General features: G+C 70.3%; 12 protein-coding genes. 8 read left to right on the top strand and 4 right to left on the bottom strand.

Annotated elements, in window-relative coordinates:
- Nucleotides 1–32 precede the first annotated feature (32 nt).
- Both ABT070_RS15145 and ABT070_RS15140 read left to right on the top strand, forming a co-directional pair.
- A complete protein-coding gene (locus ABT070_RS15145) occupies nucleotides 33–1,880 on the top strand; it encodes a LamG-like jellyroll fold domain-containing protein (protein ID WP_351759870.1) in 1,848 nt (615 codons plus the stop codon).
- Between the two features lie 20 nt (nucleotides 1,881–1,900).
- Complete coding sequence (locus ABT070_RS15140) at nucleotides 1,901–3,568, top strand: PHP domain-containing protein (protein WP_351759867.1); 1,668 nt, start codon at nucleotides 1,901–1,903, stop codon at nucleotides 3,566–3,568.
- A 95-nt stretch (nucleotides 3,569–3,663) separates the two neighbouring features.
- Here the strand turns inward: ABT070_RS15140 and ABT070_RS15135 are convergent, their stop codons facing one another.
- Genes ABT070_RS15135 through ABT070_RS15120 form a run of 4 tightly spaced genes read right to left on the bottom strand, consistent with a single transcriptional unit; the run spans nucleotide 3,664 to nucleotide 7,491 of the window.
- Nucleotides 3,664–4,119: a MaoC family dehydratase gene (locus ABT070_RS15135; protein WP_351759865.1), complete on the bottom strand. Its 456-nt coding sequence runs from the start codon at nucleotides 4,117–4,119 to the stop codon at nucleotides 3,664–3,666.
- 25 nt (nucleotides 4,120–4,144) lie between these two features.
- Nucleotides 4,145–5,650 carry an acyl-CoA synthetase gene (locus ABT070_RS15130; protein WP_351759862.1) on the bottom strand — a complete coding sequence of 502 codons (1,506 nt, stop codon included), beginning with the start codon at nucleotides 5,648–5,650 and terminating at the stop codon, nucleotides 4,145–4,147.
- A 12-nt stretch (nucleotides 5,651–5,662) separates the two neighbouring features.
- Complete coding sequence (locus tag ABT070_RS15125; protein ID WP_351760566.1) at nucleotides 5,663–6,538, bottom strand: amidohydrolase family protein; 876 nt, start codon at nucleotides 6,536–6,538, stop codon at nucleotides 5,663–5,665.
- Between the two features lie 35 nt (nucleotides 6,539–6,573).
- On the bottom strand, nucleotides 6,574–7,491 hold the full coding sequence (locus ABT070_RS15120) for an SDR family NAD(P)-dependent oxidoreductase (protein WP_351759859.1): 918 nt from the start codon (nucleotides 7,489–7,491) through the stop codon (nucleotides 6,574–6,576).
- Between the two features lie 219 nt (nucleotides 7,492–7,710).
- Here ABT070_RS15120 and ABT070_RS15115 point away from each other — a divergent pair, with 219 nt between their 5' ends.
- The 6 genes from ABT070_RS15115 to ABT070_RS15090 all read left to right on the top strand — a co-directional run bounded on the left by ABT070_RS15115 (nucleotide 7,711) and on the right by ABT070_RS15090 (nucleotide 13,722).
- Nucleotides 7,711–8,136 carry a MarR family winged helix-turn-helix transcriptional regulator gene (locus tag ABT070_RS15115; RefSeq protein WP_351760563.1) on the top strand — a complete coding sequence of 142 codons (426 nt, stop codon included), beginning with the start codon at nucleotides 7,711–7,713 and terminating at the stop codon, nucleotides 8,134–8,136.
- A gap of 18 nt (nucleotides 8,137–8,154) precedes the next feature.
- A complete protein-coding gene (locus ABT070_RS15110) occupies nucleotides 8,155–8,922 on the top strand; it encodes an IclR family transcriptional regulator (protein ID WP_351759857.1) in 768 nt (255 codons plus the stop codon).
- 391 nt (nucleotides 8,923–9,313) lie between these two features.
- Nucleotides 9,314–10,246: an ABC transporter ATP-binding protein gene (locus ABT070_RS15105; RefSeq protein WP_351759855.1), complete on the top strand. Its 933-nt coding sequence runs from the start codon at nucleotides 9,314–9,316 to the stop codon at nucleotides 10,244–10,246.
- A gap of 5 nt (nucleotides 10,247–10,251) precedes the next feature.
- Nucleotides 10,252–11,028 (top strand): ABC transporter permease, encoded by a 777-nt coding sequence (locus ABT070_RS15100; protein WP_351759852.1) that lies wholly within the window; start codon nucleotides 10,252–10,254, stop codon nucleotides 11,026–11,028.
- Between the two features lie 32 nt (nucleotides 11,029–11,060).
- Nucleotides 11,061–11,846 carry an ABC transporter permease gene (locus tag ABT070_RS15095; RefSeq protein ID WP_351759849.1) on the top strand — a complete coding sequence of 262 codons (786 nt, stop codon included), beginning with the start codon at nucleotides 11,061–11,063 and terminating at the stop codon, nucleotides 11,844–11,846.
- Between the two features lie 43 nt (nucleotides 11,847–11,889).
- A complete protein-coding gene (locus ABT070_RS15090; protein ID WP_351759847.1) occupies nucleotides 11,890–13,722 on the top strand; it encodes a condensation domain-containing protein in 1,833 nt (610 codons plus the stop codon).
- The last annotated feature ends 15 nt before the right edge of the window (nucleotides 13,723–13,737 follow it).

Here is a 13,737-nt window from a genome sequence, read left to right as displayed (position 1 = left end):
TTCCCAGCAACGGAATCACCTACGGAGCACACGTGTGTACTTCGCATGCCCACGATCAGGGCGAGGCCGCGCAGGCCGGTGCCGGAAGACGCGGTTTCCTCCGGGCCACCGCGCTGCTCGGCGCGGCCGCCACGGCCGGCCTCGCGCTGCCGGCCGCCGCGGAGGCGGCCTCCGCCGAGTGGCACCCGGACCCGGAGAGCCGCCGCTTCACGCTCGCCGTCATGCCCGACACGCAGTACCTCTTCGACGGCCCGAGCATCGACAGGGCACCGGTCGAGGCGTCCTTGCGCTACCTGCTGGAGCGCGGCGACGACGGCGGTGCCGAGAACCTGGTGTTCCTGTCCCACCTCGGCGACCTCACCCAGAACGGGGCGAAGGACGAGGTCGGCGCGATCAGCGAGGCGTTCGGGCTGCTCGACCGGCGCGGGGTCGGCTACAGCGTGCTGGCCGGCAATCACGACGTGAAGTCGTCGACGACCGACCAGCGCGGTACGACCCCCTACCTGGACGCCTTCGGTCCGCGCCGTTTCCAGGGGAAGCCCACGTTCGGCGGGGCCTCGCCCGACGGCTACAACACCTTCCACCTGTTCCGGGCGGGCGGCCGGGAGTGGATGGTGCTGGCGCTGGACTGGCGGCTGTCGGACAAGGGGTACGCCTGGGCCGCCGGTGTCCTCGCCCGGCACCCGAGGACACCGGTCGTCCTGACCACGCACGAGCTGGTCGTCGAGGACGACTCCCTGTCGGCGTACGGGCAGCAGTTGTGGGACCGGTTGATCGAGGACCACGACCAGATCTTCCTCACCCTCAACGGGCACTACTGGCCGGCCGGCCGCGCGACGCGCCGGAACGCGGCCGGACACGACGTCCATCTGCATCTGACGAACTATCAGAACCGGTACTTCGGCGGCGCGGCGATGATCCGCCTCTACCGCTTCGACCTCGACCGGAACGTCATCGACGTGGAGACGGTCTCCCCGTGGATCCTCGGCCGGGCCGCGAAGGGGCTCAACGAGCTGGAGCGGCAGGAGATCGAACTCAGCGGCGACGCCGACCGGTTCACGGTCGACATCGACTTCACCGAGCGCTTCGCGGGCTTCGATCCGGTGCCCGCGCGTCCCGCCCGTCCCGTGTCGAAGGTGCTGGTGCGCGACACGGTCGCCTACTGGCGGTTCGACGGCCACGACGACGGTACGGCGGTCGGCGGCACCGTACGCGACCTGTCCGGGCGCGGCAACGACCTCGCCCTCGTGACGGTGGGCGACGGCGCCCTGACCTGGTCGTCCGACCACCACCCCGACCAACCCGGCCACGGCAGCCTGGAGTTCCGGGGATTCAAGTCCCCGCTGAAGGGCGCCTACCTGCGCACGGTCGACGGCGCTCCGCTCAACTCGGCGACCTTCAGGAACGGTTACACCATCGAGGCGTTCTACCGCCTCCCCGCCGACTGGGACCCTTCGCACCACGCCTGGTCGGGACTGGTCGGCCGGACCGGAACGGGCGGCGCGGCGGGCAAGAGCGGCGACGACCCCGACGAGCCGCTCGCCACCCTGTCCCTGTCCAACGACCGGGAGCCGCAGTGGGCCATGCGTCCGCTGAACCAGGAGGGCATCGCCACCAACTGGGGTCAGGAGACCCCGCTGGAGACCTGGTGGCATCTCGCGGTCGTCAACGACGGACGGCACACCACGCTGTACGTCGAGGGCTGCCCGACCGTGCGCAATCCGAAGGCGGCGTCCGTGGGCGTCACCTCCGTCGGGCTGCCGTGGCTGCTCGGCGGCTACGAGTACGGCGGACAGATCGACCAGATCCTGCACGGCCGCCTCGGCGACGTCCGGATCGTCTCGCGGGCGCTGCCCGTCACCTCCTTCATGAACCACTGACCTTCTTCACGAGGATCACCGTGACCGAGCAGCAGCTGCCCGCCTGGGCCGATCCGTCCGTCCCGCCCGCCGTTCTCGACGCCCAGGGCGTGTCGAGGCGCGGACTTCTGCGCCGCGCCGGCCTCTTCGGCGCCGCGTTCGCCCTCGGCGGCGCGGCCACCCCGGCCGCCGCCGCCACCGGCCGGGGCCACGGCGGCGAGGACCCGCGTCTCGCCTACCTGGTGGGCGACCACCACGTCCACTCCGTCTACAGCCATGACGCGAAGTACACCTTCTCCCAGCAGGCCCGGGCCGCCGCCCGGTACGGCCTCGACTGGATGGTGTTCAACGAGCACTCCAACTTCGGGCACGCCTCCTACGGCGCCGCGCTGGAGCACAAGGAGATCCTCGGGGCCCGCGCCGCGAACCCGCGCCAGCTGATCTTCCAGGGCCTGGAGTGGTACATCCCGGCCGCCGAGCACTGCACGGTGTTCGCCGCTCCCGGCCCGCACGAGACCGACCTGCTCACGCGGTTCGAGCTCGCCTACGACGGCAAGCTGCTGGGCTACACCGAGGGCGCCGCCGGCGCGGCCGACACCGCCCGCAACGAGGCGCACGCCGTCAAGGCGGTCAGATGGCTGGCCGAGCAGCGCCGCACCGGTTACGTCGACGACGTCCTCGTCTTCGCCAACCACCCGCTGCGCCTGGGCATCGACTCCCCGCACGAGATGCGCAACTGGCGCGACGCGGCCCCCGAGATCGTGATCGGCATGGAGGGCGCGCCCGGCGCCCAGGGCGCGGCGATCCCCGGCTGGCGCGGTGCCACGTCCATCCGCGGCGAGTACGAGAACAAGCCGTCCGCCCAGTCCTGGGCGGGCTATCCGGCGGACGCCTACCTCACGTACGGCGGGTTCGACTGGGCCACCGCGACCGTGGGCGGCCTGTGGGACTCGATGCTGGCCGAGGGCCGGCTGTTCTCGGTCACCACCAACTCCGACAACCACCGCACCGTCTTCGACACCTGGAAGAACGGCGACTGGCCCGCCGGGCAGAACTTCGACAACACCGGCAGGCTGCCCGATCCGGTGAACACCGACACCCCGCAGCCCGGCAGCGACTTCTGGCCGGGGCAGTTCAGCCGCACCCATGTCGGCGTGACCCGCTACGGCTACCGCGCGGTGATGACGGGCCTGCGCGAGGGCAGGGTCTGGCTGGACCACGGGCATCTGCTCGACGGCCTGGAGGTCCGGCTGCGGCGGGAGCACGGCAGCGGGCGGGGCGTCACACTCGGCGGCCGGCTGCGGGTGCGCAAGGGGGAGAAGCTCACCCTGGAGATCACCGTCACCAGCGCCTCCCGCCCCAACCCCCAGGGGATCCTGCCGCAGTTGGCGCACGTGGACGTGATCCGGGGCGCGGTGCGCGGCGCGGTGTCCGACCGCGACACCTGGCGGGCTCCCGACACGAAGGTCGTCCGCACGACCGACGTGAGCGGCCGCAAGGGGACCTACACCCTGCGGGTCCCGGTCGCGGTGGGCGACGAGTCCTGCTACCTCCGTCTGCGCGGCAGCGACGGCAACCGGAACGGAACCGGTTACCTGGGTGCTTCCGTGGACCCGCACGGCCCGATCCCCCACGAGCCGGGCAACGGCGACCCGTGGGCGGACACCTGGTTCTACTCCAACCCGATCTTCGTCGACGTCGTGAGCTGAGGCGCCCGAAGAGGGCGGGGAACTGCGCGACCGGCCACAGCGGTTCCGCAGTTCCCCACCACGTCGAGCCCTGACGGCGCGACGTTCGCGCAGCCCTACGCGTAGAAGCGCGACAGGCTCTGCAGCACCGCGGCCGGCTTCGCGCCCCCCTCGATCTCGATCGCCCCGTCGACGGTGATCTGCACCCCGCCCGGCACCTCCTCGACCTCGGCCAGCTTCCCGGTCAGCCGGATCCGCGAACCGACCCTGACCGGCGAGGGGAACCGCACCTTGTTCAGCCCGTAGTTGACCTTGGTCGTGACGCCCTGGACGTCCAGCAGTTCGGTGAAGAGCGGGATGAACAGGGAGAGGGTCAGGTACCCGTGGGCGATCGGCGCTCCGAAGGGCCCGGCGGCCGCCCGCTCGGGATCCACATGGATCCACTGGTGGTCCCCGGTCGCGTCCGCGAACGTGTCGATGCGCTCCTGGGTGACCTCGATCCACTCGCTGGTGCCCAGGTCGCTTCCGGCCAGCTTCTTCAGCTCGTCGAGACCGTTGACGGTGATGCTCATATTCCGTTCCTCACAGGAGAGTCGTTCAGGAGTCGGTGCCGAACCGGGAGCGCACCCGGGACTTCAGGAGCTTTCCGGAGGCGGTGCGCGGGAGTTCGTCCGCCACCACCACCGACTTGGGGATCTTGTACTTGGCGAGCCGCCCGGACAGCGAGGCCAGTACCTCGTCGGGATCCAGCGAGACGCCCTCGCGGGGCACGACGACCGCGCGCGGCACCTCGCCCCACTTGTCGTCGGACACGCCGATGACGGCGCACTCCACGATGTCGGGGTGAGCGAGGAGGAGGTCCTCGATCTCGGCGGGGTAGATGTTCTCCCCGCCGGAGATGATCATGTCCTTGATGCGGTCGACGATGTGCACGTACCCGTCCTCGTCGACCCGGGCCGCGTCCCCGCTGCGGAACCAGCCGTCGGCGAAGGAGGCGGCCGTCTCCTCGGGCAGCCCCCAGTAGCCGGGCATGACGTGCGGCCCGCGGACGACGACCTCGCCGGTCTCGCCGACCTCGACGGGGGTGAGGTCGGGGCGCAGGACGCGTACGTCGCTGAAGAAGTGCGGGACGCCGGCCGAGCCCGCCTTGCTGACGGAGTGCTCGGCGTCCAGGAACAGCGTGCCGGGGGACGCCTCCGTCATGCCGTAGCCCTGGAGGAAGGTGAGTCCGCGTTCCTGGTAGGCGGCGATCAGCGGCGTCGAAACGGGCGAGCCGCCGCAGGTCAGGATCCGCAGGCTGGACAGGTCCGCGGCCGCCCAGCGCGGGTGCCGGGCGATCTGCTCGAACATCGTCGGCACCCCGAACATGAAGGTGATCCGGTGCCGCTCGATCAGACCGAAGGTGGCCTCCGGGTCGAAGGCCTCGACCAGGACGCAGCAGCCACCCTTGAGGAGCACCGGCAGGGTCAGCATGTTCAGGCCGGCCGTGTGGAACAACGGCGCGGAGACCAGGGCGCGTTCGTCGGCGGTCAGATCGGTGTCGACGAGGACGTTGACCGCGTTCCAGGTGAGGTTGCCGTGCGTGAGCATGGCGCCCTTGGGTCGGCCGGTCGTGCCCGAGGTGTACATGATGATGCAGGTGTCGTCCGGGGTGACCGGTGTGTCGATCGGCTCGTCGGAGGCCGTGGCGAGCTCCCCCTCGTACTCGGCGCCGACCTCGAGGTAGGTCCGCACGTCCGTGTTCCCGGGCAGTCCGGCGACCAGGCCGGCGTGCGAGGGACCGTAGACGAGCGCCTTGGCGCCGGAGTCGGCGAGCTGATAGGCGATCTCGGGGCCGGCGAGGCGGGTGTTGAGGGGGACGAACACCGCGCCGAGGGTGCCGGCGGCGAACAGGGTCTCCAGGTAGGAGGGGTGGTTCGGGCCCAGGTAGGCGATGCGGTCGCCGCGCCGCACGCCCCGGGCGCGCAGGGCGTGGGCCAGGCGCGTGGTGCGTGCATACAGTGTGCGATAGTCCGTCGACTGCTGACCGTGGACCAGGGCGGTGCGGTGCGGGGTCTTACGGGCCCGGCGTGCGGGCCAGGACCCCAGTCCCTCGTTGCGCATCTTCCACGCCCCTTACGGTGTGGTCAGCCCGAGCAGACGGGCGGCGTTCTCCTTGAGGATCTTCGGCTTCACCTCGTCCTTGATCGTCAGCTTGTCGAAGTCGGCGAGCCAGCGGTCGGGGGTGAGGACGGGGAAGTCGGAGCCGAAGAGGACCTTGTCCTTCAGCAGCGTGTTGGCGTACTGCACGAGCTGCGGCGGGAAGTACTTGGGCGACCAGCCGGACAGGTCGATGTGCACGCCCGGCTTGTGCGTGGCGACGGCGAGAGCCTCGTCCTGCCAGGGGAAGGACGGATGCGCCAGGATGATCTTGAGATGCGGGAAGTCGGCCGCCACGTCGTCCACGTGCAGCGGGTTGGAGTACTTGAGTCTGATCCCGCCGCCGCCCGGGACTCCGGCGCCGATGCCCGTCTGACCGGTGTGGAACAGGGCGATGGTCCCCGTCTCCTCGATCACCTCGTACAGGTCGTACGCCACCGAGCGGTCGTTGGGGAAGAAGCCCTGGATGCTGGGGTGGAACTTGAAGCCCTTCACCCCGTACTCCTCGACCAGGCGCCGGGCCTGCCGCACGCCCGCCTTCCCCCGGAAGGGGTCGATGGAGGCGAAGGGGATGAGGACGTCGGCGTTGGCGGCGGCGGCCTCGGCGACCTCCTCGTTCGGGACGGGCGCCGTGCCGGTCGCGGACTCGGCGTCCACCGTGAAGATCACGGCGGCCATCCTCCGCTCACGGTAGTAGCGGGCCGTCTCCTCCAGGGTGGGCTTCCGCTTCCCCTCGACCTTGAAGTAGGCGGAGGAGGCGTCGTGCAGGTCGTCGTCCAGCGAGGAGTGCCCCTTGGAGGACACCTCGGCGTGGGTGTGGACGTCGATCGCGACCAGCTCGTCGACCTTCATGGAGGGGGTCGCGGCGGGGGTCGTGGAGGGGCTCATCACGCCTCCGGGAAGGTGGGGGCCGGGATGCCGACCGTCTGGAGTTCGGCGCCGACCGAGGCGGGGAAGACGTCGGCCAGCGTCTCGGGCGTCCAGCCGCCGTCGGCGTAGGCCGTGCGGATCTCCTGCGGATGCGACCAGAGTGCCACCTTGTCGCCGCCGATGCCGATGGCCTGGCCGGTGATGCCCCGGGCGGCCTCGGAGGCCAGGAAGGGCACCAGGGCCGCACAGTCCTCGGGGGTGCCGAAGCCCTCGCCCTTGCGCAGGAAGTCCGGGAACGGCTCGCCGTTCTTCAGTGCCTCGACATAGGGGGCGAAGGCGGGGATGGTCTCGGTCATCGCGGTCGCGGCGACCGGGACGATCGCGTTGACGGTGATGCCCGCGCGGCCCAGCTCCATGGACCAGGTGCGGGCGAAGGCCGCGATGCCGGCCTTGGCGGCCGCGTAGTTCGTCTGGCCGAAGTTGCCCCGCTGGCCGGCCGGGGAGCCGACGAGGATCAGCGTGCCGCCCTCGCCCTGCTCGCGCATCCGTACGGCGGCGGCGCGGGCACAGGTGAAGGTGCCCTTGAGATGGGTGGCGATCACCGCGTCGAAGTCGTCGTCGGTCATCTTCCACAGCACCTTGTCGCGCAGGATGCCGGCGTTGGTGACCAGGATGTCGAGCCGGCCGAACTCCTCCACGGCACGGTTCACCAGCCGGTCGGCGGCCTCCGCGGTCCCGACCGGGACCACCTCGGCGACCGCCCTGCCGCCTGCCGCGACGAGGGACTTCACGGCCTGCTCGGCCACGGCCTCGTCGACGTCGTTGACGACCACGGAGGCGCCGCGGGCGGCCAGGGCATGGGCGTAGGCGAGGCCGAGGCCCCGGCCGCTGCCGGTGACGACGGCGACCTTGCCGGTGAGATCGATGCTGGGCACGACGGTGTCCCTTCACATGGGGTGCGCGGGGTGCTGACTACGAGATCGAAGCTAAGAGCAATAATTGTTGTCGTCAATAGTTGTTGTCGTCCTATGGGTACGTCATGCTGGAATCTGTACGTCGAACCACCCCGGAAGGGGACCGAGCCCAGGGAGCCCGCCATCGCCCGCCAGGACAACGCAGTGAACGCCGCCCCGATCGACGCGGACGAGCCCTGGATGCGCGGGCTGCACGCGGACACGGGATACCTGCTGTACCGCCTGGGACTGCGCTCGGGTCAGCTGTTCAACACCTTCCTCCAGGAGTCGGGGGTGCGGCTGCGCCACTACGCGGTGCTGCGCTTCCTCGCCACCTCCGAGGGCGCCCTCCAGCGGGAGCTCAGCGCGCGGCTCGGCTATGACCCCAGCGCGATCGTCGGCCTGGTCGACGACCTGGAGAAGCTGGGCTTCGCCGAGCGCCGCCCGGCACCGGACGACCGCCGCAGCCGGATCGTCGCCCTCACCCAGGACGGCCGCGCGTTCCTGCGCGGCACCGACGAGGCGGGCCTGCGGGTGACGAACGAGCTGCTGGACCCCCTCGACCCGGCCGAACGCGAGACGCTGCACAGCCTGCTGCGGCGGATCGCCGAGGACGGACTCGTCTGATGCCGTGAGGAGGACCCGATGGACCAGGGCGCCCTCGCCGTGACCGCCCGCTCCGCGCCCGCGCGGCTGCTGGCCGTGCTCGCCGCGTTCGACCACACGCACCCCGCGCTGTCCCTGACCGACATCAGCCGCCGCGCCGGCCTGACGCTCACGACCGCGCACCGGCTGGTGAGCGCCCTGACCGAGTGGGGCGCCCTGGAGCGGGACCCGTCCGGCGTCTACCACGTGGGACTGCGGCTGTGGGAGGTCGCGGCGCTGGCCCCGCGCGGTCTGGCGCTGCGACAGGTCGCGCTGCCGTTCCTGGAGGACCTGTACGAAGCCACGCACGAGAACGTGCAGTTGGCGGTGCGGGACGGGTCCGAGGTGGTCTACACCGAATGGCTGTCGGGGCGGTCGGCGGTCGGTGTGCACATCCGGGTGGGCGCCCGCTGGCCGCTGCATGTCACCGGCGTGGGCCTCGCGCTGCTGGCGCACAGCGACGTCGAACTCCAAGAGGCCTACTGCACCGGCCCGTTGGCCTCGTACACCGCCCACACCATCACCGATGCGGCGCGGTTGCGCCGGGTGCTGGCCGAAGTCCGGCGGTCCGGCGTCGCGGTGAGCAGCCGTCAGGTCACCGCGGACGCCCTGTCGGTGGCGGCCCCGGTGCGCGGACCGGGCGGCGCGGTGACGGCCGCCGTGTCGGTCGTCGTCCCGCACGCCGACGCGCAGGTACCGGTGCTCGCACCGGCCGTACGCCTCGCGGCACGCGGGATCTCCCGGGCGCTGGGCTGGCAGCCGGACTGACCGCCGGGAACTCGGATTTCCGGGTGTGGCACGGGTGAGACCCGGTGGCCACGAGTGGCGAACTCCCGGATGACTTCCGGGCTCGTACGAATATGTCCGAGGCCGGCGCATTGAACGGGGGCCGCCGCATTGAAAATGGTAAATACAGGGCGGCCTTCCCGACCGCGATAAAACCTGCCGCCATGCTAATCAGTGATGCGCCCCGACGGCAAGGGCATACTTCCCCAATGCATGTCTCTCGCACACCACTTGACCATAGGTGGACCGACTCCTGATCCGCGGCACCGAGCAGTCCGAACCGACGTCCATCGTCGAATAAATTCGACAACGACAGGGCTCGTGGCTGCTGTTACAGTCTCCGATTGGCATCTGAAATGAGGGGCGGAGCGTGATGGGAACCGGGGAGGCATTGATATCTGCCCAGGGCCTGGTCAAGCGTTATGGCGATTCCCTGGCGGTCGACGACATCCACTTCGAGGTCCGGGCCGGCGAGGTTTTCTCGTTGCTGGGGCCCAACGGCGCCGGAAAAAGTTCCACGATGCGTATGCTCAGCGGCACTTCCACGCCCAGCGGCGGAAGCCTGAGCATCTTCGGTATGAATCCTGTGAAGGACGGGCCCGCGATCCGGGCACGGTTGGGCGTTGTACCGCAGAAAGACAATCTCGACCGCGAACTGACGGTGCTGGAGAACCTGACGACGTATGCCCGACTCTTCGGGATGAACCGGAGAACCGCCCGGAATCGCTCCATGGAACTGCTGGAGTTCGTCCGGCTCACCGACCGGGCGAAAGACCTCATCGACTCGCTGTCGGGCGGGATGATGCGCCGACTGGCCATCGCCCGCGCCCTGGTGAACGAGCCGGACATCATCCTGCTGGACGAGCCCACCACCGGGCTGGACCCCCAGGCCCGCCATCTTCTGTGGGACAGGCTGCGCGAGCTGAAGCGCAACGGCGCGACCGTGGTTCTCACCACCCACTACATGGACGAGGCCGAGCAGTTGAGCGACCGCATCATGATCGTGGACGGGGGACGGATCGTGGCCATCGGCACACCCGGGCAGTTGCTGCTGACCCACGGGACGCCCGAGGTGGTCGAACTGGGCTACGACGACGGCTTCGACACCTCACACCTGCCGGTGCTCCGGTCACTGGCGGAGCGGGTGGAGGTCTTGGGCACCCGGGTGGTTCTCTACGTGCAGAAGGCCGGGGAGACGGTGGCCGCGATCCACCGCGCCGGGCTCCGGCCGAGCGGGACACTCGAGCGCAGGTGCACCCTGGAGGACGTCTTCCTGCGCCTGACCGGGCGCTCCCTCGTGGAGTAGCGGCGATGCCCAGCGGAACACTGCGTGTCACGCGCTTCCACCTCACGCTCTACCGCAAGACCTGGCGGGCGGGCACCTTCACCGGCTTCCTCATGCCGCTGTTGTACCTGGGCGTCGTCGGGATCGGAGCGGGGGGCTATGTGGAGCAGGAGGTCGAGGGCCTCACCTTCGTCCGGTTCCTGGCGCCCGGGCTGCTGGCCGTTGTCGCCTTCCAGACGGCCGCGGAGGAGGCGGGCTTCCCCCTCTACGCCGCGATCCGGCTGACCGACCGCTACCAGCGGATGCTCACTGCTCCCCTCAGCCTGGGCCAAGTGCTGGCGGGCCACCTGCTCTTCGTCGCCGTCCGGGCGGCCCTGTCGGCCGCGGTCTTCTGCGCGGTGGCCGCACTGCTCGGTGTGTTCGACAGCTGGCTGTGCCTGCTTCTGGTGCCGGTGGCCATGCTGCTGGCGCTGTCGGCGGCGACACCCCTCTTCGCCTTCACCGGTCGGCTCACCAGCTCGGCCAACCTCATGGCCGTGTCCCGGCTGGTGGTACTGCCGCTGTCGATGTTCTCCGGGGTGTTCTTCCCGGTGGGGGACCTTCCGGCCGCTCTGCAGCCACTGATATGGATCTCCCCCCTGTGGCACGGAGTCGAGCTCTGCCGCGGCATCACCGGCGAGTTCACCACCGCGTCCGGCCCGGCGCTGCTGTCCCTCGCCGGTCACCTGACGGTCCTGCTGCTGTGGGCGGCGGCCGGCTTCGCCGTGACGCTGCTGGTGTTCGAACGTCACCTTGCCGACTGACCGCATCCGTCCTGAACCAGAGGTTGCCGCCCATGCCCAGCTCCACCACGGCGAGCGCGAAGTTCCACCGCTCCAGCACGTTCGTGTTACGGGGGCTGCTGCTGAACCGCCGCGCCTGGCCCAACTTCGTCTCCACGCTCCTGGAGCCGGTGATCCTGCTCCTCGCCCTCGGCATGGGAATGGGCCGGCTGATCGGCGAGGTCACCGTCGACGGCCGGATCATGAGCTACGAGCAGTTCATCGCCCCGGCCATGCTGGCCACGGCGGCGGTCTCCGGCGTGGTCAACGAGACCACTTACTCCTTCTACGCCAAACTCGCCCAGCGGCTGTACGAGGGCTATCTGGCCACTCCGCTGACGATCGGTGAACTGGCCGCGGGCGAGACCGCCTGGGCGCTGCTGTGCGGAGGGGTCTACTCCTCCGCGTTCCTGGTCACCATGGCGGCCTTCGGCCTGGCACCCTCGTGGTGGATCGTCCTTGCGCTGCCCGGTGCCGCGTTGATCAGCCTCGCCTTCGCGTCCGTCAGCATGGCCGCGACCACGTTCATGCGCCGGTGGGAGGACTTCGAGCAGGTCAGCATCTGGATGTTCCTGATGACCATGTGCTCGGGAACGGTCTTTCCGGTCGAGGCGTACCCGGGCTGGGGACAGGTGATCGTACGGCTCACCCCCCTCTACCAGGGAGTCGAACTGATGCGGGACCTGTCCGTCGGCCGCCTCACCCCGGCGACGGCGGGCCACGTCTGCTATCTGCTGGCCATGTCCGTGGCCGGATTCACGCTCGCCCGGCGCCGGTTGAACCGACTGCTGGCCAACTGATCACCCGCTGGGGCGGGACGGCGAAGAGAACAGGGGATGCGTCATGTCCGTGCTCGAGCGCTCCGGCCCTTTGCAGTCGGGGCTGTGCCAGGTGGAGTGGATGCACTCCGTGTGCGAGGGGTGGGAGCCGTTCCCGGGTCCTCGCATCGACATGGAACTCGCCGGCTCCGTCAGCCGGCGGCAGGCCGAGGAGGCTGTCGGCCTCCTCGTCGCCCGTCACGAGGTTCTGCGCACCACCTTCGCCAGGGACGAGCGGGGCCACGCGGTACAGCACGTGTGGCGACCGGAGCGGGTGCGGCTCCGGGAGCCGGACGACTCACTGCGGGCGCCGTTCCGCATCGAGAAGGAATGGCCTGTCAGAGCCGCTGTCACACAACGGAGCGACGGACGAGCACAGTTGACTGTGGTGGTGGCCCATATCGCGGTCGACGCAGGGGCGATGGACATCCTCCAGCGGGATCTGCGGACGATCCTCGACGCGATCGCGTCCGGTCGCCGGCCGGAGCTTCCTCCCGTGCTCCACCACCCTGTCGACCAGGCACGGCTGGAACGATCGGAGCGCATGCGGGCTGTCCGGGCACGGAATCTGCGCTTCTGGGAAGAGGAGTTCCGGCACCTGCCGAGCGGGTTGTTCGCCGTCCCGGTGATTCCTGCGGACGTCGGCTACCACCACGTCGTCCGGGACTCGGCTGCGCTCGGCCCCGCACTCACCCGCATCAGGCGGCGGCTGCCGGTGCCCTCCGTGTTCCTCGCGGCAGTGGCCCTGGCCGTGTCCGCGGTGTCCGGGCAGGACCGCATCGCGCTCGCCACCTCGTGGTCGTCCCGGGCGAGCAAGCCCACTCAGCAGATGATGGGTTCCGTCATGCGGGACCTTGTTCTGACCGTCGACGTCCCCCGCGACGGCCGGTTCCGGGACGTGGCGGGTTCGTCCGTGCACGCCAGTCTGCGGGCCGCGCGACGCAGCGACTTCGACGTACTGGAGCTGCTGGAGGCCGAGGCGCGGGCGGGACGGGACAGAGGAGCGCGCACCCACCCGGGGGTGTTCGTCAACTTCCACTACGACGCCCGGACACCGGACGCGGACAGCGACGGCGACGCCTCGGCCGCGCTCTCCCCACTGCTCGCCGGTGGCCGTACGGAGTACACGCACATTGCGCCGACGCCTTCCAAAGGCGCCCCGCACGTCCTGTACGTGTCGGCGGCTCCCGGCCCCGGGGGCCGTCCGCGGCTCTTCCTGTCCGCCAACGACGCCGCTCTGGACGCGGAGGCGGCCCGCGACCTACTGCTGCTGATCGAGCGCGTCCTGGTCCGGTTCGCCGACGATCCCGGTCTCGACTGCGCTCAGTTCCTGCCGGACCCCGGCTTCCGGGACAGCCGCTGGGTGACGGTCGACGGATCCCGGACCGATCTCCGGCTGATCGAAAGGACGCTGCGGGAACACCCGGGCGTCACCGGTGCCCGGGCCTTCACCGGTGACGACGGTGCGCTGTGTGCCGCCGTCACCGTCACCGGTTCGGACACCGATGCCTTCGCGCTGCGCAGGTTCCTGCTCAACAGAGTGGGGCCGCGGCACGCCCTGGTCGTGCCGGACCGCTTCCTGATCGACGGCGAGCCCGCCGGAGAGGGCTTCGGATCCGAGCGCCGCATCGCCCGCCCGGCCACGGACCGGGAACAGGCCCTGCACGACGCCGTGGTCCGGGCCAACGGCCTGGAGGAGGCGAGTGTGCACGACGGGTACGTGGAGGCGGGCGGTCGCCTGGCAGGCGTACCCGAGGTGCTGGAACTGCTCGCCCGGCAGGGGCTCACCGGGCTGCGGTTCGACGACTTCCGGCTGCCCTGCGACCTTTCCGCGCTGGCGGCGCGCCTGTCCTCGTAGCGCGCGTCACCGCCC

Source organism: Streptomyces sp. NPDC002884 (genome assembly GCF_040295245.1).
Lineage (GTDB): Bacteria > Actinomycetota > Actinomycetes > Streptomycetales > Streptomycetaceae > Streptomyces.
This window is presented reverse-complemented; position numbering and strand designations above follow the sequence as displayed.

What these genes read in the sequence shown, in the direction of transcription:
- ABT070_RS15135 (WP_351759865.1), bottom strand. Translation starts at nt 4,119, where the DNA reads ATGAGCATCACCGTCAACGGTCTCGACGAGCTGAAGAAGCTGGCCGGA.
- ABT070_RS15130 (WP_351759862.1), bottom strand. Translation starts at nt 5,650, where the DNA reads ATGCGCAACGAGGGACTGGGGTCCTGGCCCGCACGCCGGGCCCGTAAG.
- ABT070_RS15125 (WP_351760566.1), bottom strand. Translation starts at nt 6,538, where the DNA reads ATGAAGGTCGACGAGCTGGTCGCGATCGACGTCCACACCCACGCCGAG.
- ABT070_RS15115 (WP_351760563.1), top strand. Translation starts at nt 7,711, where the DNA reads ATGCGCGGGCTGCACGCGGACACGGGATACCTGCTGTACCGCCTGGGA.
- ABT070_RS15110 (WP_351759857.1), top strand. Translation starts at nt 8,155, where the DNA reads ATGGACCAGGGCGCCCTCGCCGTGACCGCCCGCTCCGCGCCCGCGCGG.
- ABT070_RS15105 (WP_351759855.1), top strand. Translation starts at nt 9,314, where the DNA reads ATGGGAACCGGGGAGGCATTGATATCTGCCCAGGGCCTGGTCAAGCGT.
- ABT070_RS15100 (WP_351759852.1), top strand. Translation starts at nt 10,252, where the DNA reads ATGCCCAGCGGAACACTGCGTGTCACGCGCTTCCACCTCACGCTCTAC.
- ABT070_RS15095 (WP_351759849.1), top strand. Translation starts at nt 11,061, where the DNA reads ATGCCCAGCTCCACCACGGCGAGCGCGAAGTTCCACCGCTCCAGCACG.
- ABT070_RS15090 (WP_351759847.1), top strand. Translation starts at nt 11,890, where the DNA reads ATGTCCGTGCTCGAGCGCTCCGGCCCTTTGCAGTCGGGGCTGTGCCAG.